A 21,996-nucleotide genomic window follows, 5' to 3' on the forward strand; every position below is an offset into this window, starting at 1 on the left:
TCCTTGCTTGAAGAAGGGGTTTAGTGCGCGCCGTCCCAGTTCGGGGCCGCCTTGGCCTCGACGTCCAGCGGCACGCTGAGATCGACGACAGGCAGGGCGGCGCCTTCCATGATGCGGCGGATGATGGCGATGGCGCGTTCGGCCTCGGCCTCGGGGGCTTCGAACACCAGTTCGTCGTGGACCTGCAGCAGCATGCGGGTTTGCAAACCGGCATCAGCCAGAGCGCCGGGCATACGGATCATGGCGCGGCGGATGATGTCGGCGGCCGCGCCCTGGATCGGGGCGTTGATGGCCGCGCGCTCGCCGAACTGGCGTTCGGCGCCGGACTTGGAGTGGATGGCCGGGATGTGGATGCGCCGCCCGAAGACGGTGGTGACGAAGCCCTGCTCCTTCACCAGCGCCTTGGTCCTGTCCATATAGGCGCGGATGCCGGGGAAGCGCTCGAAATAGGTCTTGATGTAGGCTCCGGCCTCGCCCTGATCGATGCCCAGCTGGGCGGCCAGGCCGAAGGCGCTGATGCCGTAGATGATGCCGAAGTTGATGGCCTTGGCGCGGCGGCGCGTCTCGCTGGGCATGCCCTCGACCGGGACGCCGAACATTTCGGATGCGGTCGCCGCGTGGATGTCCAGACCGCTCTTGAAGGCGCGCTTCAGCTCGGGAATGTCGCCGATGTGGGCCAGCAGGCGCAGCTCGATCTGGCTGTAGTCGGCGCTGATCAGCACATGGCCCGGCGAAGCGATGAAGGCCTGGCGGATCTGGCGGCCGGTCTCGGTGCGGATCGGGATGTTCTGCAGGTTGGGGTCGGATGAGGCCAGACGCCCCGTCGTCGCCGCCGCCAGCTGATAGGAAGTGTGGACCCGGTTCGTCTGCGGGTCCATCGCCGCCACCAGGGCGTCGGTATAGGTGCCCTTCAGCTTGGAAAGCTGGCGCCAGTCCAGGATGGTGCGGGGCAGGGGTTGCGTCTGAGCCAGCTCCTCCAGCACGCTGGCGTCGGTGCCCCACTGGCCGCTGGCGGTCTTCTTGCCGCCGGGCAGGTTCATCTCGCCGAACAGGATCTCGCCGATCTGGCGCGGGCTGCCGACGTTGAACGGGCGACCGGCCAGCTTGTGCGCCTCCTGCTCCAGCTCGGCCATGCGCTGGCCGAAGGTCGAGGACAGGGAGCGCAGCCGGTCCGGGTCGACGCGAACGCCGGCCCGCTCCATGTCGGCCAGGACGGCGGGCATGCCGCGCTCCAGCGTCTCATAGACGCTCGACAAGCCCTCGGCGGCCAGACGCGGCTTCAGCAGGCGGTGCAGGCGCAGGGTCACGTCAGCGTCCTCGGCGGCGTAGCAGACGGCCGACTTCAGCTCGACGTGCTTGAAGCTTTTCTGGCTCTTGCCGGTCCCGGCTACGCTCTTGAAGGTCATCGGTTCGTGGCCGAGGTGCAGGCGCGCCAGTTCGTCCATGCCGTGGCCGTGCAGACCGCCTTCCAGCACGTAGGAGATCAGCATCACGTCGTCGATCGGGCTGACACGCACGCCGCGCCGGGCCATGACAGCGAGGTCGTATTTGATGTTCTGGCCGACCTTCAGCACCGACGGGTCTTCCAGCAGCGTCTTCAGCCGCGCCAGGGCTGTCGGCTTGTCGATCTGTTGCAGGGGTGGGCGGGCGTCCCCGCCGTCGCCGAAGTCCAGACCGCCGTCGCCGGTCGGCTCGTGCTCATGCGTCAGGGGGATGTAGCAGGCGTCGTTCGGCCCGACCGCCAGCGACACGCCGCACAGCCCGGCGTGGGTCGAGGACAGGGCGTCGGTCTCGGTGTCGAAGCCGACCACGCCCGCCGCGCGGGCGCGCGCGATCCAGCGGTCCAGCTCCTCCAGCGTCTGCACGCACTCATAGCGGTCGTGGTCGATGGCGTGGATTTCGGCCGGGGCCGCAACTTCGGTCTGGCCATAGCGCGGCGTGGCGACCGGCGCGGTCGGCTGGCGCGTGAAGGCGGAGCCTTCCTTCTGCGGCGCCTTGCCGTCGCCGACGCGGCGGGCCAGCGAGCGGAACTCCATCATCTCCAGGAAGGCCGACAGTGTTTCGGGGTCCGGGTCGCGGATGATGAAGTCGTCGATCGGTTCGGGGATCGGCGCCTCGCAGTCCAGCTTGACCAGTTCACGCGACAGGCGGATCTGATCGGCGAAATTGACCAGCGTCTCGCGGCGCTTGGGCTGTTTGATCTCGCCCGCGCGGGCCAGCAGGGTGTCCAGATCGCCGTATTCGTGGATCAGCTGGGCCGCCGTCTTGGGGCCGATGCCGGGGGCGCCGGGCACGTTGTCGACGCTGTCGCCGATCAGGGCCTGGACCTCGACCACCTTGTCGGGCGTGACGCCGAACTTCTCGAACACGGCCTCTTCTTCGAGGCGGCGGTCCTTCATCGGGTCATACATGACCACGCCGTCGCCGATCAGCTGCATCAGGTCCTTGTCGGAACTGACGATCACCGCCTCACCGCCCGCGTCGCGCGCCTTGCAGGCATAGGTGGCGATCAGGTCGTCGGCTTCGTATCCGACCATCTCGACGCAGTGGACGCCGAAGGCCTTGGTCGCCTCGCGCACCAGCGGGAACTGCGGCACCAGATCTTCGGGCGCCGGGGGACGGTGGGCCTTGTACTGGTCGTAAAGGTCGTTGCGGAAGGTCTTCTCCGAATGATCGAAGACGGCGACCAGGTGCGTCGGGCCGTCCTCGCCCTTCATGTCCTTCAGCAGCTTCCACAGCATGTTGCAGTAGCCCTGCACCGCCCCCACGGGCAGACCGTCCGACTTACGCGTCAGCGGCGGCAGGGCGTGGTAGGCGCGGAAGATGTAGGCCGAGGCGTCGATCATCCACAGCCGCAGGGGCGGCCCGTCTTGAGTGAGGGGGCGGGCGGGGATTTCGGCGGGCGCGTCGGTCATGGCGCGAACATAGGGGGCGGCGACGCCCCCGTCATCCGGCCATGTGACGGATTAGGGCTGCCAGCCGCCCGGCGTTTCGGGAATGACGTCCTCGCCCTCATCGGTGACCTCGCCGCGGGTCAGCTTGACCTCCGCCCAGGCGGCGCGCAGCAGGTCGGTGACGCCCTCGCCCGAGACGCCGGACACCAGCATGGGGCGTCGGCCCGCGACCGCCTCCAGCGCCGCCGCCTTTTCCTCGCGGGCTTCGGGCGTCAGGGCGTCGATCTTGTTCAGGGCCAGAATCTCGGTCTTGTCGGCCAGACCCTCGCCATAGGCCTCCAACTCGCCGCGGATGATGCGATAGGCCTCGACCACATCGTCCTGCGTGCCGTCGATCAGGTGGATCAGGCTGGCCGAGCGCTCGACGTGGCCCAGGAAGCGCGTGCCCAGCCCCGCGCCCTCGCTGGCGCCTTCGATCAGGCCGGGGATGTCGGCGATGACGAAGCGTTCCGACGGGCTCAGGTCCACCATGCCCAGGTTCGGCGTCAGGGTGGTGAAGGGATAGTCCGCCACCTTGGGCCGCGCCGCCGAGACGGCCGACAGGAAGGTCGACTTGCCGGCGTTTGGCAGGCCCGCCAGACCAATGTCGGCGATCAGCTTCAGCCGCAGCCAGATCCAGCGCTCCTGGCCGTCCTGGCCGGGGTTGGCGTGACGCGGCGCCTGGTTGACCGGCCCCTTGAAGCGGGTGTTGCCCCAGCCGCCGTTGCCGCCGGACAGCAGCTTCACCTTCATGCCCGCCTCATCAAGGTCGACGAGCACCGTCTCCTTGTCCTCGTCCAGCACCTGGGTGCCGACGGGGACGCGCAGGACCACGTCCTCGCCCTTGGCGCCGTGCATCTGGCGGCCCTGGCCGTGGTGGCCGGTCTGGGCCTTGAAATGCTGTTGGTAGCGGAAGTCGATCAGGGTGTTCAGCCCGTCGGCCGCTTCGACCCAGACGTCGCCGCCCTTGCCGCCGTCGCCGCCGTCCGGCCCGCCGTTGGGAATGAACTTTTCGCGGCGGAACGAGACGGAGCCCGCGCCGCCGTTGCCGGAGCGAATATAGATCTTGGCCTGATCGAGGAACTTCATGGGCGCCTTATGGCCCAGAAGCGCGACGAATTACAGGCGGGTGCGATCTTAGCTGTGTCTTCAGCCTTTGGCCCAGACGCCGAAGGGGTCGCTCCACGCCATTCCCAGCGCCTTGCCGACGGCAGGGTGGGTGATCTGGCCCTTCAGCACGTTCAGGCCGTGGGCCAGATGCGGATCGGCGCGCAGAGCGTCCAGCCCCTGATCGGCCAGGGCCAGGCCATAGGGCAGGGTGGCGTTGTTCAGGGCTTCGGAGCTGGTGCGCGGCACGGCGCCGGGCATATTGCCGACGCAGTAGTGGATGACGCCGTCGACCACATAGGTCGGATCATCGTGGGTCGTCGGGCGCGAGGTCTCGAAACAGCCGCCTTGATCGATGGCGACGTCGATCAGGACGCTGTCCTTCTTCATCGACGCCAGCTGGTCGCGGCGCACCAGGGTCGGGGCCTCTGCGCCCGGCGTCAGAACGGCGCCGATCACCACATCGGCCTTGGGCAGTTCCTCCTCGATGGCGTGCAGCGAGGAATAGCGGGTGATGACGCGCCCGCCGGTCACTTCGTCGATATGCCGCATCCGGGGGATCGAGCGTTCCAGCACCACGACCTCGGCGCCCAGACCCACGGCCATGCGCGCGGCGTTCAGCCCCACGACGCCGCCGCCCAGCACCAGCACCCGCGCGGGAGCCACGCCCGGCACGCCGCAGAACAGCAGGCCCATGCCGCCCTTGTGCTTCAGCAGGGTTTCAGCCGCCGAGAAGACGCCGATGCGCCCCGCCACCTCGGACATGGGCGCCAGCAGCGGCAGGCCGCCGTTGCGGTCGGTCACCGTCTCATAGGCGATGGCGGCGCAGCCCGAGGCCAGCAGGGCCTTCGTCTGTTCGGGATCGGGCGCCAGGTGCAGATAGGTGAAAAGGATGTGTTCCGGCTTCAGCAGGGCGAACTCGGCGGGCTGAAGCTCCTTGACCTTCACGATCATGTCGCTGTCGGCGAAGACGGCGGCGGCGTCGGGGGCGATGCGCGCGCCTGCCTTGATGTAGTCGTCGTCGGTGAAGCCCGCGCCCAGACCGGCGCCCGTCTCGATCAGGACGGCATGGCCGTGGGCGACGTATTCGCCGGCGGCGGCCGGCGTCAGGCCGACGCGGTGTTCATTGGTCTTGGTTTCTCGGGGGGAGCCGACGCGCATTTTTCTTTCAGTGTCCTAGCCCCAACGTGGGGCGGGCGGACGCTAAACAAGCGGGCCATGCTGCACCAGCGAAAAATAAAACCCCGCGGACGGAAACGTCCGCGGGGCTGAAAAAGGGTTCGCCCGATCCGGGCGGGGACCTTTAGTTCTTGGCGTCGCGAGCAGCGCCTTCGACCGCCTGGCCGGCGGCCTGGGTGTCTTTGCCGACGCCCTGAATGGTGTTGCAGGCGGCGGTGGTCAAAGCTGCAGCAGCGACGGCCAGAATGATGAGTTTGCGCATAGGAGGCTCCTGTTGGTTCGGGCTCCGCGCCCGTCCTCCATACAACGCTACGCTTGGGGTGCGGTTCCGCTGAGACGGAAGGCTGCGACCTCTCGCACATGGGCGGCTTCGCGGGCTTCGGGGGTGACGAAGGTCAGCCGTGCGATCGAGCCGCCGCCGGGCGCGGGAACGATCCGGGCCTCGCCGCGCAGTTGTTTGGCGAAGGCCATCATCAGGGTGCGGCCGACGCCCGCCTCAATGGCGTCATCCAGGCCGGGGCCGTCATCCTCAACTTCTAATACGCTAGTGTCGCCATTGACTTTGAAGCGCACCTTCAGTTCGCCGCCACGGCCGGCGAAGGCGTGTTTCTGGGCGTTAGAAACGGCCTCGACCAGCCACAGGGCCAGGGGCGCCAGCTTGTCGGGGTCGATGATCAGCGGATCGGCCTCGATGGAGGTGGTCACCAGCGGGCCGCGCACCGCCTCGCCTGCGATCAACTGACCGACCAACTCGCGCAGGAAGGTGTCGGCGTCGGCCTCGCGGATATCCTCGCTCTGATAGAGGACGCGATAGATCTGGGCCAGGGCGGTGATGCGCTGTCGCGTGTCGCCCAGGGCTGAGCGTGCTCCGGGGTCGGTCACCGCCCGCTGCTGCATCGACAGCAGGGACGAGATGATCTGCAGATTGTTTTTCACCCGGTGGTGGATTTCGCGCAGCAGGGCGTCCTTCTCCTCCAGCGCGTCCAGAATGTCCTTGTCGCGACGGGTGATGGTCTCGCCCAGATGGCCCAGGGTGCGGGCCAGGGTGCGGATTTCGGCCGGGGCGTGCTCGGCCTGGACCGGGCGAATGGAGAAACGACCCCGCGCATAGATGGCGGCCACCCGCTCCAGATAGTCGAGCCAGCGCACCACGATCCGCTCGGACAGCAACATGACGGCCGCAAACGCGGTCAGCCATGCCGCCAGAGGCAGCAACAGGGTGCCGAACGGGTTCAGCCGCGCCCAGGACAGCAGTCCCGGCGCCGGAGCCGACAGCAGGACGAAGACGTCCTGTCCAGCCAGGGGCGCGCCTCCATAGACATGGCGTCGTCCCTGGGCGTCGCGCGCTTCGAACATGACGGCGGCGCCGTCGCGCGCCCGTTCGGTCCAGCCTTCAGCCTGGCGCGCGCGTTTCAAGGCGAAGGGCGCGGGGTCGGTGGCGATCAGAATGTTTCCGGCTCCATCCGTCAGCGCCGCCTGAGAACCGGGGGGCAAGGCGGGGTCGCGGATGTCCGGCTGGAGCACGCGGAAGGGAACTCTCGCCGCCAGCGCGCCTTGAAAGGCGCCCATCGGGCGCTCCCAACGGACGGCGACGATCAGGGATTCTCCGTCGGCCGAGCGCTGCATCACAACGTCCTCACCCTCGCTCAGGCGCTGATGCCAGACCTGACCCAGGACGCTTTCGTTCTCTTGCGCCTGACCGGCGTTGCGTGACGCGCAGACGGGAGCGCCTGTCGCGCTGTAGCGCGCCAAGCTTGTAATTCCGTCCATCCGGGCGGCGAGGGCGGTCAGGCGCGCTTCGCAGAAGAAGCCGACCCCTTCAGGCGTCAGGGCCTGAAGCAGCACGACGGTTGAGTTGATCCGGGCCTTGGCGTCGGAGGCGCTGCGTTCGGCCGCCAGCTGCAGGTCGATGCGCCGTTCCTGCTCCTGTTTGCGGAACTCCGCCTCGGTCTGGATCACGCCGAGCAGCAGGATGGGCAGCAGACCCAGCGCCATGGCCAGGCCCAGGCGGAATCGGATGCCCTGGACGCTGCGGCGCCCGAGCTTTCGGCCCAGGACCCGGCCGACCCGCACCGCTATTTGCGCCCGGCGCCGCTTAGTCTGTCCGCGTCGGCCAGAATCGAGCGCATGGCGTCGCCCGCCGATTGGCCGTCACGCGCATAGCCGCCGCGCTCCAGCGTGGCCTGCAGCGCCTTGCGCGCGCGCGACACCCGGCTCTTCACCGTGCCGACGGCGCACTGGCAGATTTCAGCGGCTTCTTCATAGGCGAAGCCCCCGGCGCCCACCAGGATCAGGGCTTCGCGCTGCTCTTCCGGCAGGGATTTCAGCGCCTGACGCAGTTCGTCCAGGGCCACGGGCGCTTCGGGGTCGTCGACGGCGATCAGGGTGCGCTCCGCGGCTTCCTGGTCCAGTTGGGTCTGGCGCCACGAGCGGCGCTTTTCAGAATAGAACTGGTTGCGCAGGATCATGAAGGTCCAGGCCTTCATATTGGTGCCCATCTGATAGCTGGCGCGGGCGTCCCATGCCTTCATCATGGCTTCCTGAGCCAGGTCGTCAGCGGCCGTCGGGTCGCCGGTCAGGGTCCGGGCGAAGGCCCGCAGGTGGGGGATCAGGGTGACGAGTTCAGCTTTGAACGCGTTGTCGTCTGATGACGAGGGCCGGGCGGCGGGGGTCGTGGTGGTCACTGCCCCTCCTTGGCGGATGCGCCCTGATCGGCGCGGCGAAGGATTTCCAGAAATTCGTCCGGCACCGGCTCGTTGACGACTTCGTCGAACATATGGCGCAGCTTCACGCCGATGGCTTGCTGACGCAGACGGACCTCTTCGAGATCGCGTTCGTTCGAGGTTGACCCGCTTTTACGCGCGGGGTTGTCCTTAGGTTCGATCATGGAGTGTCGGCCGCCGCCCAAGCCTTATGAAGTCGTTCATAGAGACGCAGAACGCCGCCTCGCCAATAGAGTTCCTACGCCGTTGCGGTTTTATGCTCAAGCTGGACGACGCTCACGGAACCGTGGCGTGTCTGGTACGTTGTCGTCCTCTAAGCCTGTCTCATCAGTGGAGACGGGCGTCGTCGGGGAAATACATATGAGTCTTCTGGCCAGACTTGCGCCGCATCTGCCCTATGTTCGCCGTTACGCTCGCGCCCTGACGGGCGATCAGAGCACGGGCGATAACTATGTCCGCGTCGCGCTTGAGGCGCTGGCGGCGGGCGAGCGGCAATTGCCCGCCGACATGACGCCGCGGGTGGCGCTCTATCACGTCTTTCACACCATCTGGTCCAGCACGGGGGCCCAGCTGGAAAGCGGCGGAGCGTCCGAAGGCGATGACGCATCGCGTCGCTTGCTGCGCATTGCGCCTCAGTCGCGTCAGGCCTTCCTGCTGACGGCGCTGGAGGGCTTTACGCCGTCCGAGGCCGCCCAGATCCTGGCCGTCGATCCGCGCACGGTCGAGCGCCTGATCTCCGAGGCCCAGTCCGACATCGACGCCGAACTGGCCACCGACGTGCTGATCATCGAAGACGAGGCGATCATCTCGGCCGACATCGAAAGCCTGGTGAAGGAGCTGGGCCACCGCGTCACCGGCACCGCCACCACTCACGATGAGGCCGTGGACGCGGTTTCGCGGCATGCGCCGGGGCTGGTTCTGGCCGATATCCAACTGGCGGACGGGTCTTCGGGCATCGACGCGGTCAAGGATATCCTGCGCAAGTTCGACGTGCCGGTCATCTTCATCACCGCCTTCCCTGAGCGGCTGCTGACCGGCGAAAGGCCCGAGCCGACCTTCCTGATCACCAAGCCGTTCCAGCCGGACACGGTGAAGGCGGCGATCAGCCAGGCGCTCTTCTTCCATCCCTCGCGCCAGAAGGCGGCCGCCTGAGCCAGGGCGGCGCCCCCCGACCCCTTTGAAGGGCTCCGCTGCGGCGGGGCCCTTTTTTGCCGGGCGGAAGCTCAGGCGGCGGGAGAAGCGTCGACCGGCGGCGGCGTCGCCTCCGGGCCGGCGCTGCGGGCGGCCCGGTCGGTGTCCACGACGGGCGGCGCCTCAGGCGTCATGCTGGCTTCCTCGGCGGTTTGACTCAGGCTGGCGTTGTTCACCGCCCAGAGGCCGAGCAGCAACACAGCGGCCGCCCCCGCCGATATGATCAGCAGCATGAGGATGCGCCGTCCGCCCCGGCCCTGGCGTACATACTGGGCCTCGACGGCGTGATGAGTTTCCACGGCGTCAGCGGAGTGGGAGTGCGGGTCTTGATGCGTCATCGGCTCGCGTCCTTGTCTATTCGTCTTATCGGCGGTGTCCCAAGGCGAACGTCGCGGGCGCCCGGCCGTTCCGCTCCAATCCAATCCGGCGGGTTCAGGCGGATTCGACGACGGGAACTGACTCGCCTGCGCGCCGTTATCTGATCGCCGAGGGCGATTCCCCCGCCGACCGCATGGTCGGTCTTTGCTCTCGCCTCATTCTCGATGATGCGACTCCTGGCGGATCCTCAAAAAAGGGTCCGCCTTCTTTTTTGCCTGATGATCAGGCGTCGCCGTTCGCCGGCTTGCTCTGCGGGCGAGAGGCGCCACTATGGGTTCTGAAAGAAAACCCTGATGGGAGACAGACTGATGAGCTTGCGCAACCGACAGTGGATCCTGCGTCGCCGACCGCATGGGCTGATTCAGGACGGTGATCTGGAACTGGCCGAAAGCGTCGTGCCCGACCTGAAGGACGGAGAGGTCCTGGTCCGCACGATCTATCTGTCGATCGACCCGACGAACCGCACGTGGATGAATGATTCCGAAGGCTATCTGCCGCCGGTGGGGTTGGGCGACGTCATGCGCGGGCTGACGCTGGGGGTGGTCGAGCAGTCACGCGGCGAGCGGTTCAAGGAAGGCGATCTGGTCACGCCTCTGTCCGGCGCCTGGGCCGATTACGCCGTCGTGCCCGAGGCGGGGCTGCGCCCGGTCCACCGCGCGCCGGGCCTGCCGCTGACGGCCAATCTCTCCGTCCTGGGGATGACCGGCATGACGGCCTATTTCGGCGTCACCGACGTGCTGAAAGCCAAGGCGGGCGAGACCCTGGTCATCTCGGCGGCGGCGGGCGCGGTCGGCTCCATCGCCGGACAGGTGGCCAAGCAGCGCGGCTGCCGCGTCATCGGCATCGCCGGCGGCGCCGAGAAATGCCGCTGGCTGACCGAAGAGCTCGGTTTCGACGGCGCCGTCGATTACAAGAACGAGGACGTCGGCGACGCCCTGGACCGCCTGGCGCCCGACGGGATCGACCTCAATTTCGAGAACGTCGGCGGCGACATCATGATCGCCGTGTGGAACCGGCTGAAGGTGCACGGCCGCATGGCCGTCTGCGGCCTGATCTCGGCCTATAACGCCACGCGGATGCCGCCTTCGCCCAATTTCTCGCGCATCATCACCCACCGTCTGGACGTGCAGGGTTTCCTGGTCCTCGACTACGCCCACCGCGCCAAGGAAATGGTCGCCGAAATGGGCCCGTGGCTGGCCGACGGCAAGGTCCAGTGGAAGGTGCACGTCGACGACGGCCTGGAAGGGGCGATTGGTTCGCTGAATCGCTTGTTCACCGGCGACCATGACGGCAAGCTGATGGTCCGGGTGTCGGAGGAGCCGGCGGCCTGAGCGAGGAAGAACCGCGCATGACCGAACCGTTGCACGTCCATTTCGAGGATCTCGAGATCGGCCAGGTCATTCCGCTGGGCGCCTGCGCCGTCGATGCGGCGGCGCTGGACCTGTTCGCCGAACGCTTCCTGCCGGGGTGGGACGTCGCCTATGGCGCGCCCGAGGCGATGGTCTACGCCCTGTGGAGCCGCCTGTCCGCCGACCGCATGGGCGGCTGGGCGGGGTCCAAGACCCTGGCGGTGGATGGCCTGCGCTTCCTGCGCAATCCTCCGGCGGGCGAGTTGCTGCGCGGACGGCTGACGGTGATGGGCAAGGACCCGGTCGGCGACGAAAAGGGCGTGGTCATCGCTCAGCAGGACATTCTGGACGAGGCGGGCCGACTGGTCTTCTCCTGCCTGACCCGCGCCCTCGTGGCCCGCCGCTAAACCCCTCCTCCATGTGGCATGGACGAAAAACGCCCCGCCAGCAGCCTGGCGGGGCGTCTTCATTTCATCGCTTTATCCGGGCCTCAAGCAGCGCGAATGCGCGTTAGGCCCGCTTCAAAGAAGCCTCAAGCAGCGCGAACGCGCGTTAGGCTCTTAATCAAGCGTTGGCGGCGGCCGGCTGCGAGGCGGAGCGGGTCAGGGCCATGGCGATCAGACGGTCCCAGCCCAGCAGCGACACCAGATGGGCGTAGATCTGGCCCAGGGCGCCGTTGTCGCGCAGTTCGGCCAGCTTCTCGACCGGCAGGGCCTTCAGCTTGTCTTCCGACACGGCGAAGTATTCGGCGATCTTTTGAGGCGCGCCGGGCGAGCCGTCGGCGTTGCGCGGGGTGAAGGTGGCTTCACGCACCTCGAACAGGTCCAGTTCCTTCAGAAGGTTGACGAAGGACTCGGTGCGTGCGCGCTCCTGCTCGAAGTTGTTGCAGAACTCCATGCCGAAGTTGACGTAGCCGCTGGGCTGGCCGTTTTCGAACAGGGGCGTCTCGCCGCCTTCGACCACGAAGGGGGCGGCGCGGTCGATGCACAGCACCATGCGCTTCTGCTCTTCGTCATTGGCGAAGACGAAGGGGTAGCGGCGGACATAGGCCGGGATATAGGCGTCGGGGCGGAAGTCGCCGTTCTCGATGAACAGGTTCTCGGCCTGGTTCAGGCCCATGGCGGCGACCGGCTGCTTGGCGTCGCCGACGAAGATGATCGGATAGGACAGGGCGGCCGGGGCGAACTCCGTCACCGTCAGCGGCACGACGTGGGTCTGGGCCACGAAGGCGTAGGGCTTGTCCGCGGGCGTCACGCCCAGCTTGCCGTGCACGTCAGCCGACAGCGGCTCGGGCTGGGAATAGAACAGGACAGTGCCCGACAGGGGGCTGTTCGCTTGGGTCGCGTCGGTCATGAAATAGGGTCTTCTGAACAGAAAGGACGGTTCTTCTAGCCCAAGGCCGGGGCCGCCGCAAACGCCGCTGTTTGGCCACAATGAGCCCCGATCGAGCCTGCGGCGCGCGGTCCCGGTTGCGGCGCGGCTCAGGACCCCCTAGCTCTTAGCTCATGGGCGACGCCTGCGATCATGATCATATCGACAGCCGACCCGGCGCCGCCGAGGTCGAACGGGCGATCGCCGCCGTCGAGGCGCGGTTTTCGGCCGATGGCGACCGTATGACCGCCCCGCGCCGCCGCGTGCTTGAACTGCTGCTGTCGGCCGCCGAGCCGGTCAAGGCCTATGACCTGATCGCCCGCTATGGCGTCGATGGTCAGGCGGCCAAGCCGCCGACCGTCTATCGCGCCCTTGAGTTCCTTGAGAAGCGAGGTCTGGCCCACCGCATCGCCTCCATCAGCGCCTACGTCGCCTGCACGGCCGACGCCTGCGCGCCAGGCGGCCATGCGGCGGCCTTCCTGATCTGCGACTGCTGCGGCGCCACCGAAGAGGTGGCGGTCCCCGGCGCCGATGTGATCGCCCAGGCGGCCGCGAAGGCGGGCTATGCGATCGAGCGCACCACGATCGAAGGCCACGGCCGGTGCGGCGCCTGCCGCGTGGCGGCCTGAACGCGATGGACGCCTTGGCCCTGTCGGCGCCGCGCCGGATCAGCGTGCCGATCGACAATCGCTGGGGCGCGGGCGACATGGCCGTGCTGGACTTCGGCGATCCCAAGCGGCCGGTCGACCTGATCTTCGTCCACGCCAACGGCTTCAACGCCCTGACATACCGCTCCCTGCTGCAGCCGCTGTCGGGCGCGCTGCGCATCTGGGCGCCGGATCTGCGCGGTCACGGCCGGACGCGTCTGCCCGCTCTTCCCGACGGCCGCCGCAGCTGGAAGGATCATCGCGACGACCTGATCTGCCTTCTGGAGGCGATCGACGGCCCGCCCGTCGCCCTGGCCGGCCATTCCATCGGCGGGACCAGCGGCCTGATGGCCGCCGCCGAGCGCCCGGATCGGGTCTCGCGTCTGTTGCTGCTCGATCCTGTCGTCTGGCGTCGCGAGATGGTGTGGGCGATGAACCTGCCGCTCGCCGGTCTGCTGTCCCAGCGCTTCCCCATCGTCGCCAACACCCTGCGCCGCCGCGCCCTGTTCGACAGTCGCGAGCAGGCGATGAGCGCCTATCGTGGACGCGGCGCTTTCAAGGGCTGGCCGGACATGATGCTGGCCGACTATCTGGCCGACGGTCTCGTCGAGACGGATCGCGGGCTGGGGCTGGCCTGCGACCCGGCCTGGGAGGCGTCCAACTACGCCGCACAGGCGCACGATCCCTGGCGGGCTCTGGCGAGCTATCCGGGCTCCGTGCGGATTCTCAAGGCTGAGACAGGGGCCTTGTGCGCCGTTGCGCCGTCGTCGCGCCGCCCGAATGTCGAGGTCGAGACCGTGGCGGGCGGCGGCCACCTGTTCCCCATGACCCATGTCGAGCTGACGCGCGACGCCCTGCTGGATCTGGCGGTCTGACAGCCGCGCCATTCGGTGCTAGGCCTTGGCGGCGATGACCTCCGCCGCCCTGAACCCATCTTCTCATACGGACTGGCCGCGCCTGCTGCTCGGGACGCTGATCGGCGTCGTGCTGGGTCTGCTGTTGCTCGGCGTGGTTCTGGCGGCCTGGTGGCTGGGCGTGGCGCGGCACGATCTTCAGCGCCTGACGCCGCCTGAAGGGCTGGAGGCGCGGCTGGAGCAGGCGGCGGGTCCGGCGGCCTTCGGCCTGACACCCGTCTATGTCTACGACCCGGACGGCGCGGGGCGGGGCTGGCTGGCGCAGACGGCGCCGCTATGGGAGGCGCAGGGGCATGAGGTCCGCGCCATCCCGGCCGCCGCCGATGAGGCGTTGGAGAAGGATCTGGCCCGCTTGGCGGAGCGCTGGGCCGAGCCGCCGCGCCGACCGCTGATCCTGTGGCGCGAGGGCGAGGATCTGGTTCTGTGCCGTTGCGACAGCCCCCGCGCGCGAACCCAGGCGCGTCAGGCGCTTGAGGCCCCGTCGCTTGAGGCCCCGTCGTCTGACGCGGAAGCCGTGCTGACGGCCCCGGCTGCGCCGCCGCCCGCGCGCCGCCCGCGCCTGCCGCCTGCGCCGAAATATCCGACGCTGGGCCCGCCGCCGAAAGCCGAGGCGAGCGCGCCGCCGCCGCCAGCAGCCGCCGCGCCGACCCCACGCGCGACCCCGACGCCACGACTGCCGGGCGACCCGGCGCCGACAGCGACCGCACAGCCTGCGCGGGCGACGCCGCCTGCCTCAGCCCCGGCGCCCCGCCGCGAGCGTCAGCCGCGCCGTACCGATCCGCCCGAGGCTCGCCGCGACGCCGACAGCCTGTTCTTCTAAGATTTAGTCCAGCCGGGCGCAGGCGTGGATCAGCCGCTCCACGTCTTCCTCGCTCTGATACAGGCTGAAGCCGAAGCGGATGACGTCGTCGCGCACATCAGCGATGACGTTCATCTCCTGCAGGGCCGTCTTCCAGCGCGGAGCGTCGGCGTGGCGAAGGGCCAGGAAGCGGGCGCGGGGAGCCTCGCCGTCGACCGGATTCAGGATGTCGGCTTGTGACAGGCCGCCCGCTTCTCCGCTTTCAATCGCCGCCTGGAACCGCGCCTGAAGGCCGCGCGCGTGGTGGGCGATCATCGCTGTGGTCAGGCCGTGCTCATCCAGCATCGCGCGCACGGCGTTGAAACGGTAAAGTGCGCTGGCGTCGAAGGTGGCGCCCCAGAACCGGCCGCCGTCGGTGCGGTACTGAACCCCGCCGGGCGGGCCTTCCAGATGGCCGAACTCGGCGAACCAGCCGGTCACGACAGGGCGCGGCCCGAAGCCGGGCGGGGCGTGCAGGAAGCAGGCGCCTTCACCCGCCATGGCGTATTTATAGCCGCCCGCCAGATAGAAGATCTTGTCCGCCACAGTCGACAGGTCGGTCGGCGTCGCCATGAAGCCGTGATAGCCGTCCACGACGACCCACGGCCCCGCCGGGTCGGCCAGTTCCGCCAGTTCGGCGATGCGATCGAACAGGCCGCCGGTACGGAAGAAGACCTGGCTGACGAAGATCAGATCGTGCCCGCCCGCCTGCGCCGCCGCGACGAAACGCTCGGCGAACGTCTCGAACGGGGCCAGGGGCACGCGGGTGACGACGGCCTGACCGGCCTCTTCCCAGCGTTCCGACTGGCGGCGGAAGGAGTGGAACTCGCCGTCGGTGGCCAGGATGCGCATGGGCGCCTTGTCGACCGCTGAGACGATGCGCAGCAGGATCTCATGGGTGTTTGGTGCGAAAATCAGGCTGTCGGGAGAGGGCAGGCTTAGCTCGCGCGCGACGTGTCCCTGAGCCTCGGGGATGACCTCGCCGAAGATCAGGTCCCATTTGCGATCGGCGAAACGGTTGGCCTCGGCCCAGGCCCGGACCTGGCCGTCGAAACTGGCGTCAGGCCACAGATGGTGGCTGTGGGCGGCGAAATGCAGGCGCTCGGGATCAAGACCGAGCGCGCGCGAGAACAGGGGCTTGTAGTTCATGAGGGCAGGCTAACGCGCATGACGGGCCGCGTCACCGGCCAAAGAAAAAGGCGGGCCGCCTGCGCGAACCCGCCTCTCTCAACTCAGCCTTCGGCGCTCAAGCAGCGAGCGACCGCGTCGCGAGCGTAGCGCTGCGCGCGTCAGCGCGCCCTTAAATCAAACTGCCGTGGCAGTGCTTGAACTTGCGGCCCGAGCCGCAGGGACAGTCGGCGTTGCGGCTGGTGCGCTCCCAGTCGGCGGGCAGGGCCTCGACCGGCAGTTTCGAACGATCATCGCCGGTCAGCATGCCTTCCGGGTTCTGGGCCATCGGGTTGGCCATTTCGTTCTCGCCGGTGCCGGGATTCAGGTGGATTTCCTGGAACTCGGGCATTTCCATCGCCGGCGGCGCCTGGAACTGGAACTCGACCGTCATCAGCCAGCGCGTGACGTTGTGGCGCAGGTCGTGCAGCAGCGTCTCGAACAGGTTGAAGGCTTCGGTCTTGTATTCGTTCAGCGGGTCGCGCTGGCCGTAACCGCGCAGGCCGATGACGCCGCGCAGGTGATCCAGATGGACTAGGTGCTCGCGCCACTGCATGTCGATCATCTGCAGCATGAACTGCTTTTCGAGACCGCGCGTCTGATCGGCGCCGATCAGCTCCAGACGCTCGGCGGCGCGGGCGTCGGCGGCGACGGTGATGCGCTCTTCGATCTCTTCGTTCGAAACGCCTTCTTCGGCGGCCCAGTCATGCAGGGGCAGTTCCAGGCCCAGCGTTGAGCGGACCTTTTCGTCCAGACCGTCGATGTCCCACTGCTCGGCATAGGCCTTGGGCGGCATGTACCGTTCGACCAGGTCGTTGATCACGTCGCTGCGGAAATCGGCGACCAGTTCCGACAGGTCGGTGGAGTCCATGAACTCCTGGCGCTGTTCGAACACGGCCTTGCGCTGGTCGTTCACGACGTCGTCGTACTTCAGCACGTTCTTGCGCATGTCGTAGTTGCGGGCTTCGACGCGCTTCTGGGCCGTCTCGACGGCGCGGTTCAGCCAGGGGTGGCTGATGGCCTCGCCCTCGGCCACGCCGAACTGGCGCATGATGGCGTCCAGGCGGTCGCCGGCGAAGATGCGCAGCAGGTCGTCTTCACACGACAGGTAGAATTTCGAGGTGCCGGGGTCGCCCTGACGGCCGGTCCGGCCGCGCAGCTGGTTGTCGATGCGGCGGCTTTCGTGGCGCTCGGTGCCCAGGACGAACAGGCCCCCGGCGAGCAGGGCCTTTTCCCGGGCGGCGGCGATCTCGGCCTTAAACTCGGTTTCCTTGTCGGCCAGCGCCTCGGGCGGGACCTCCATCGCCATGTTGCGCTGTTCCTGGACCCAGCGCTGGATACGCATGTCCAGGTTGCCGCCCAGCTGGATGTCGGTGCCGCGGCCGGCCATGTTGGTGGCGATGGTCACCGCGTGCGGCAGGCCCGCTTCAGCGACGATGTAGGCTTCCTGCTCGTGCTGGCGCGCGTTCAGGACGTTGTGCGGGATGCCGCGGCCGGTGACGTATTCGACGTCATAGGCCAGGTCGCCGACCTTCTGGGCTTCCTTCTCGCGGCCTTCGTATTCGGGCTTCACCTTGCGCGAAACCTCGACCTGATAGTCGTAGGTTTTCAGCAGGTCGGACAGTTCTTCGGACTTCTCGATCGACACCGTGCCGACCAGGATCGGCTGGCCGCGGACATAGCAGTCGGCGATCTGGGCGGCGATGGCGCGGTTCTTCTCGGCGAAGGTGCGGTAGACCTCGTCGTCGTAGTCCTTGCGCAAGATCGGACGGTTGGTCGGCACTTCCAGGACGTCCATCTTGTAGATGTCGAGGAATTCCTGGGCCTCGGTCGCGGCGGTGCCGGTCATGCCGGACAGCTTTTCGTAGAGGCGGAAATAATTCTGGATGGTCACCGAGGCCAGGGTCTGGTTCTCGGGCATGATCTTGACGTCTTCCTTGGCCTCGATGGCCTGGTGAAGACCTTCGGACAGACGACGGCCGGTCATCATGCGGCCGGTGAATTCGTCGATCAGGACGATCTCGCCGTCCTTGATGATGTAGTCCTTGTCGCGCTGATACAGGGTGTTGGCGCGCAGGGCCTGGTTGACGTGGTGGACCAGGCTGACGTTGGCCGGGTCGTACAGATCGACGGTGTCCTCGGCGAAGTGACCGCCTTCCTCCAGCACCTGCTCCATGCGTTCCGAGCCCAGCTCGGTCAGCAGGGCCTGGCGCTGCTTCTCGTCGAGGTCGTAGGTGTCCTTGTCCTTGACCAGTTCCTTCACCAGGGCGTCGACGATCTTGTACAGGTCCGAGCGGTCCTCGGTCGGGCCCGAGATGATCAGCGGCGTGCGCGCCTCGTCGATCAGGATGGAGTCCACTTCGTCGACGATGGCGAAGTGGTGGCCGCGCTGCACCATCTCGCGACGGTCGTAAACCAGGTTGTCGCGCAGATAGTCGAAGCCGAACTCGTTATTGGTGCCGTAGGTGATGTCGGCCTGATAGGCCATCTGGCGCTGACCCTGCGACAGGCCGTTGACGATGACGCCGACCTCAAGGCCCAGGAAGCGGTAGACCTTGCCCATGGTCTCGGCGTCGCGCCGGGCCAGGTAGTCGTTGACGGTGACGACGTGGACGCCCTTGCCCGCCAGGGCGTTCAGATAGACCGGGGCCACGGCCACCAGGGTCTTGCCTTCGCCGGTCCGCATCTCGGCGATGCCGCCTTCGTGCAGGATCATGCCGCCGGCCATCTGCACGTCGTACTGACGCTGGCCCAGAACGCGCTTGGAGGCTTCGCGCACGACGGCGAAGGCCTCGTTCTGCAGCTTGTCCAGGCTTTCGCCGGCTTCGACGCGATCCCGGAAAGTCTGCGTCATCATGCGCAGTTCGTCGTCAGAGAAGGCCTCGAACTTGGGTTCAAGGGCGTTGATCTTCTGGACCTGGGCCTGGAAGGCCTTGACCTTGCGGTCGTTGGAGGAACCGAGAAGTTTCTTGGCGAAGCCGAGCATGGGCGATCCGGGTCAGGCGGTCGAGCGGCTGAAGGCTCTGAGAAAGACAGGTTTCGCCCGGTCGGGAGGCCGCGATCACGCCAGCCCCAGGCCTTCCCTGCAGTCAGGGCGCGCGAAGGGCCGCGCATACGATCGAAAATCCCTCGACTTGGGCGCAGGCGGGACTTAAGCACCGCCCTTACCCCTGTCAACGCGAGGGCCTTTTTAAGGCGGCGCCGCGCAGGCGCGAACGGTCGCCCCTGCGACCTGTCCCCAGACCCTTGCCCGGAGCGTCCGATGCGAGCGCGGCGTCCCCTCACAAGCCTGTTTCTGATCGCCGCCATCGGGCTGGCGATGGGCGTGGCCGCCTGCGGGCGCGGCGGCGACGAGGCTGCGCCGGAAAAGAACGACCGGGTGGTGGCCAAGGTCAACGACCGCGCCGTCTGGGCCTCGGACGTACGGCGCGAGGCGGTGGCGCAAGGGCTGATCGGCGAGGACGATCCTCTCGATGTCTCCTCCGAACTGTTCCGCCGGGTGATGGACGAGGTGGTGGATCAGAAGCTTCTGGCCGCCGAGGCCGAGCGTCGCGGACTGGATTCCAGCCCGGCCGCCCAGCGTCGCCTGCAGGCCGTGCGCGAACGCATTCTGGGCGACATGCTGGTGGAAAAGGTGGTCTCCGGCGCTGTTTCGGAACAGGCGGTCGAACGCCTCTACGCCGAGCAGCAGCGTCTGGCGCGCGCCACCGAAGAAGTCCGCGTGCGGCTGATCCTGGCGCCGACCAAGGAGCAGGCCGACGCCGTTCTGGGCGTGCTGGGGCAGGGGGCGGCGTTCGAGGCCGTGGCCGCTCAACGCTCCATCGACGACGCCACACGCTATTCCGGCGGCGATCTGGGCTATTCGACGCTGGACGTTCTGCCGGGGGCCTATGCGACGGCCCTGCAGGGCAAGACGCCGGGTCAGGTGGTCGGCCCGATCCAGACCGAGACCGGCTGGGCCGTGCTCAAGGTCGAGGACCGACGCGTCGAGACGCCGCCGACGCTGGAGCAGGCCCGGCCGCAGATTGTCCGATATCTGACCTATGAAGGCGTGCGCCAGTTGCTGGAGCAACTTCGCGGCAAGGCCGAGGTCGAAATCAGCCTGAATGACGCGAAGGCGCCGCCGCCCGCCGTCGCCGTCGCTGCGCCCGTCGATAAAGTCACCGTTCCTCCCCCCGCCGGAAACGCCCCATGAGCCAGCCGCCGTCCAAGTCCGCCTCGACCGGCAAGAAGATCGAAACCGCCATCGAAAAGGCGCTGGACCCGTTGGCCTCGGCCCTGAAGCGTGCGGCCCAGTCGGCCGGCTCGACGCCGGCCAAGGCCTCGGCGCCGGGCAAGCCGGGCCTGATGATCTCGCCGCTGGCCGTGCCCTTTCCGACCATTGCGCCGATCGGCGGGGTCGAGATCGCGACCGCGCGCGCGGGCTTCTACAAGCATGAGCGCGACGATCTGGTGGTCTTTCACTTTCCCGCAGGCGCGTCGTGCGCGGGCGTCTTCACCCGGCACAAGGTCGGCTCGGCTCCGGTCGACTGGTGCAAGCGCCAGCTGGACGCCGACAAGGGCGGCGAAGAGGTTCGGGCGCTGATCGTCAACGCCGGCTGCGCCAACGCCTTCACCGGCAAGGCGGGCGCCGATGCGGCGCGTCGCACGGCGTCGGAGTTCGCCAAACGCTTCGGTTGCCGCCAGCGGGACGTCATGCTGGCCTCGACCGGCGTCATCGGCGTGGTGCTGGACGACAAGAAGATCACCGCTCGCCTGCCTGAGGTTCAGGCCGGTCTTAAAGCCGACAACTGGGCCAGGGCCGGTCTGGGCATCATGACCACGGACACCTTCCCCAAGGGCTCCTACGCGGAATGTGAGATCGAGGGCGTCAAGGTCCGCATCGCCGGTATCGCCAAGGGCTCGGGCATGATCGCGCCGGACATGGCGACCATGCTGGCCTTCATCGTCACCGACGCCGACATCGCCCCGCCGGTGCTGAAGGCGCTGTTGAACCTGCACGTCCGCACCACCTTCAACAGCGTGACGGTAGACGGCGACACCTCCACCAATGACACGGCCCTGCTGTTCGCCACGGGCGCGTCCGGCGCGCCGCGCATCGGCCGCGTCGGCGACCGCCGCCTGAAGGAATTCTCGGCCGCGCTGGACGCAGTCATGCTCGATCTGGCTCACCAGCTGGTCAAGGACGGCGAGGGCGCGACCAAGTTCGTCAAGGTGACGGTCGAGGGCGCCGCTTCGCCCGCCTCGGCGCGCAAACTGGCCAAGTCGATCGCCGACAGCCCGCTGGTCAAGACCGCCATCGCGGGCGAGGACGCCAACTGGGGCCGCATCGTCATGGCTGTGGGCAAGACGGAGGAGGCGGTCGACCGCGACCGTCTGGCCATCCGCTTCGGTCCCCACGTCGCCGCCGTCGACGGCGCCCCGTCGCCTGACTACGACGAGGCGGTCATGAGCGCCTATATGAAGAACGACGAGATCGACATCACCGTCAACGTCGCCTCGGGCCGCGCCTCGGCCACCGTCTGGACCTGCGACCTGACCAAACGCTACATCGAGATCAACGGAGACTACCGCTCGTGAGCGAGACGCCCGCCGTTCCCACCGTCCTCGTCGTCGCCGTCGCCCTGATTGATCCAGACGGCCGGGTGCTGATCGCCAAACGCCCCGAGGGCAAGCAGTTGGCGGGTCTGTGGGAATTCCCCGGCGGCAAGGTCGAGCCGGGCGAACGGCCCGAGACGGCCCTGATCCGCGAGCTGAAGGAAGAACTGGGCATCGACGTGAAGGAGGCCTGCCTGGCCCCCTTCGTGTTTACCAGTCACGCTTACGAATCGTTTCACCTGTTGATGCCACTGTATCTGTGCCGGCGCTGGTCCGGCGTGGTCGAGGCGCGCGAGCATGCGGGCCTGGCCTGGGTGAAGCCGGACAAGCTGTCGGCCTATCCCATGCCTCCGGCCGATGAACCGCTGATTGCCTGGTTGCGCGATCTGCTCTGACGGGCCGACGACAGGGGAGGCCGGGCGTGAAGGGTTTCATCCACCGGCTGCTCCGCGACGAAGGCGGCGCCACCGCTGTCGAATACGGCCTGATCTGCGGCCTGATCGGCATGGTGGTTCTGGCCGCGCTCGGCGCCTTCTCCGGGCGGATGGAAGTGATTTACGGCAAGGTCAGCCAGTTCGTGCTCGCCGCCGGAAGCTGACGG

General features: G+C 67.7%; 21 protein-coding genes. 10 read left to right on the forward strand and 11 right to left on the reverse strand.

What is annotated here, in order from left to right:
• Positions 1 to 20: 20 nt before the first annotated feature.
• The 7 genes from polA to RSD66_RS01990 form a co-directional block, all read right to left on the reverse strand.
• Positions 21 to 2,915: a DNA polymerase I gene (gene polA / locus RSD66_RS01960; RefSeq protein ID WP_415288796.1), complete on the reverse strand. Its 2,895-nt coding sequence runs from the start codon at positions 2,913 to 2,915 to the stop codon at positions 21 to 23.
• A gap of 51 nt (positions 2,916 to 2,966) precedes the next feature.
• Entirely contained in the window at positions 2,967 to 4,022 is a 1,056-nt protein-coding gene (gene obgE / locus RSD66_RS01965; protein WP_119412512.1) for a GTPase ObgE, read from the reverse strand.
• Positions 4,023 to 4,082: 60 nt separating this feature from the next.
• A complete protein-coding gene (gene ald, locus RSD66_RS01970; RefSeq protein ID WP_415288797.1) occupies positions 4,083 to 5,201 on the reverse strand; it encodes an alanine dehydrogenase in 1,119 nt (372 codons plus the stop codon).
• A 142-nt stretch (positions 5,202 to 5,343) separates the two neighbouring features.
• A complete protein-coding gene (locus RSD66_RS01975; RefSeq protein WP_024355200.1) occupies positions 5,344 to 5,481 on the reverse strand; it encodes an entericidin A/B family lipoprotein in 138 nt (45 codons plus the stop codon).
• Between the two features lie 47 nt (positions 5,482 to 5,528).
• A complete protein-coding gene (locus RSD66_RS01980; RefSeq protein WP_415288798.1) occupies positions 5,529 to 7,214 on the reverse strand; it encodes a sensor histidine kinase in 1,686 nt (561 codons plus the stop codon).
• A gap of 80 nt (positions 7,215 to 7,294) precedes the next feature.
• Positions 7,295 to 7,903: a sigma-70 family RNA polymerase sigma factor gene (locus RSD66_RS01985; RefSeq protein WP_003169827.1), complete on the reverse strand. Its 609-nt coding sequence runs from the start codon at positions 7,901 to 7,903 to the stop codon at positions 7,295 to 7,297.
• Complete coding sequence (locus tag RSD66_RS01990) at positions 7,900 to 8,106, reverse strand: NepR family anti-sigma factor (RefSeq protein WP_024355198.1); 207 nt, start codon at positions 8,104 to 8,106, stop codon at positions 7,900 to 7,902. The genes RSD66_RS01985 and RSD66_RS01990 overlap by 4 nt, the downstream gene beginning before the upstream one ends.
• A 196-nt stretch (positions 8,107 to 8,302) precedes the next feature.
• On the opposite strand from RSD66_RS01990, the gene RSD66_RS01995 reads away from it, so the two are divergent.
• On the forward strand, positions 8,303 to 9,094 hold the full coding sequence (locus RSD66_RS01995) for a response regulator (protein WP_415288799.1): 792 nt from the start codon (positions 8,303 to 8,305) through the stop codon (positions 9,092 to 9,094).
• Positions 9,095 to 9,165: 71 nt separating this feature from the next.
• Here RSD66_RS01995 and RSD66_RS02000 read toward each other — a convergent pair whose 3' ends face one another.
• Positions 9,166 to 9,471 carry a hypothetical protein gene (locus RSD66_RS02000; protein ID WP_415288800.1) on the reverse strand — a complete coding sequence of 102 codons (306 nt, stop codon included), beginning with the start codon at positions 9,469 to 9,471 and terminating at the stop codon, positions 9,166 to 9,168.
• Positions 9,472 to 9,819: 348 nt separating this feature from the next.
• On the opposite strand from RSD66_RS02000, the gene RSD66_RS02005 reads away from it, so the two are divergent.
• Together RSD66_RS02005 and RSD66_RS02010 are read left to right on the forward strand one after the other, a co-directional pair.
• On the forward strand, positions 9,820 to 10,842 hold the full coding sequence (locus RSD66_RS02005; RefSeq protein ID WP_415288801.1) for an NADP-dependent oxidoreductase: 1,023 nt from the start codon (positions 9,820 to 9,822) through the stop codon (positions 10,840 to 10,842).
• Between the two features lie 17 nt (positions 10,843 to 10,859).
• Positions 10,860 to 11,267 (forward strand): MaoC family dehydratase, encoded by a 408-nt coding sequence (locus RSD66_RS02010; protein WP_024355194.1) that lies wholly within the window; start codon positions 10,860 to 10,862, stop codon positions 11,265 to 11,267.
• A 157-nt stretch (positions 11,268 to 11,424) separates the two neighbouring features.
• Here RSD66_RS02010 and RSD66_RS02015 read toward each other — a convergent pair whose 3' ends face one another.
• Positions 11,425 to 12,213, reverse strand: coding sequence for a SapC family protein (locus RSD66_RS02015; RefSeq protein WP_415288802.1), 789 nt, complete (start codon positions 12,211 to 12,213; stop codon positions 11,425 to 11,427).
• A gap of 152 nt (positions 12,214 to 12,365) precedes the next feature.
• On the opposite strand from RSD66_RS02015, the gene RSD66_RS02020 reads away from it, so the two are divergent.
• From RSD66_RS02020 to RSD66_RS02030, 3 genes are read left to right on the forward strand one after another with little or no spacing between them, the layout of a single operon-like run.
• Positions 12,366 to 12,860, forward strand: a complete 495-nt coding sequence (locus RSD66_RS02020; RefSeq protein WP_024355192.1) for a Fur family transcriptional regulator — start codon at positions 12,366 to 12,368, stop codon at positions 12,858 to 12,860.
• Between the two features lie 5 nt (positions 12,861 to 12,865).
• Positions 12,866 to 13,753: an alpha/beta hydrolase gene (locus RSD66_RS02025; protein ID WP_415289556.1), complete on the forward strand. Its 888-nt coding sequence runs from the start codon at positions 12,866 to 12,868 to the stop codon at positions 13,751 to 13,753.
• 34 nt (positions 13,754 to 13,787) lie between these two features.
• Positions 13,788 to 14,612: a hypothetical protein gene (locus tag RSD66_RS02030; RefSeq protein ID WP_415288803.1), complete on the forward strand. Its 825-nt coding sequence runs from the start codon at positions 13,788 to 13,790 to the stop codon at positions 14,610 to 14,612.
• Positions 14,613 to 14,615: 3 nt separating this feature from the next.
• Here RSD66_RS02030 and RSD66_RS02035 read toward each other — a convergent pair whose 3' ends face one another.
• Entirely contained in the window at positions 14,616 to 15,779 is a 1,164-nt protein-coding gene (locus RSD66_RS02035; protein ID WP_415288804.1) for a class V aminotransferase, read from the reverse strand.
• 151 nt (positions 15,780 to 15,930) lie between these two features.
• Positions 15,931 to 18,783, reverse strand: coding sequence for a preprotein translocase subunit SecA (gene secA, locus RSD66_RS02040; RefSeq protein ID WP_119412521.1), 2,853 nt, complete (start codon positions 18,781 to 18,783; stop codon positions 15,931 to 15,933).
• 276 nt (positions 18,784 to 19,059) lie between these two features.
• Here secA and RSD66_RS02045 point away from each other — a divergent pair, with 276 nt between their 5' ends.
• The 4 genes from RSD66_RS02045 to RSD66_RS02060 are packed head-to-tail and all read left to right on the forward strand — an operon-like array spanning position 19,060 to position 21,993.
• Positions 19,060 to 19,992 carry a peptidyl-prolyl cis-trans isomerase gene (locus RSD66_RS02045; RefSeq protein WP_415288805.1) on the forward strand — a complete coding sequence of 311 codons (933 nt, stop codon included), beginning with the start codon at positions 19,060 to 19,062 and terminating at the stop codon, positions 19,990 to 19,992.
• Positions 19,989 to 21,377: a bifunctional glutamate N-acetyltransferase/amino-acid acetyltransferase ArgJ gene (argJ, locus tag RSD66_RS02050; RefSeq protein WP_415288806.1), complete on the forward strand. Its 1,389-nt coding sequence runs from the start codon at positions 19,989 to 19,991 to the stop codon at positions 21,375 to 21,377. Before RSD66_RS02045 ends, argJ begins: the two co-directional genes overlap by 4 nt.
• Positions 21,374 to 21,790 carry a (deoxy)nucleoside triphosphate pyrophosphohydrolase gene (locus RSD66_RS02055; RefSeq protein WP_003168254.1) on the forward strand — a complete coding sequence of 139 codons (417 nt, stop codon included), beginning with the start codon at positions 21,374 to 21,376 and terminating at the stop codon, positions 21,788 to 21,790. The genes argJ and RSD66_RS02055 overlap by 4 nt, the downstream gene beginning before the upstream one ends.
• A 26-nt stretch (positions 21,791 to 21,816) precedes the next feature.
• Positions 21,817 to 21,993, forward strand: a complete 177-nt coding sequence (locus RSD66_RS02060; protein WP_024355184.1) for a Flp family type IVb pilin — start codon at positions 21,817 to 21,819, stop codon at positions 21,991 to 21,993.
• Positions 21,994 to 21,996 lie beyond the last annotated feature (3 nt).

The sequence above is a fragment of the Brevundimonas sp. S1H14 genome (assembly GCF_047716865.1).
Classification (GTDB): domain Bacteria; phylum Pseudomonadota; class Alphaproteobacteria; order Caulobacterales; family Caulobacteraceae; genus Brevundimonas; species Brevundimonas naejangsanensis.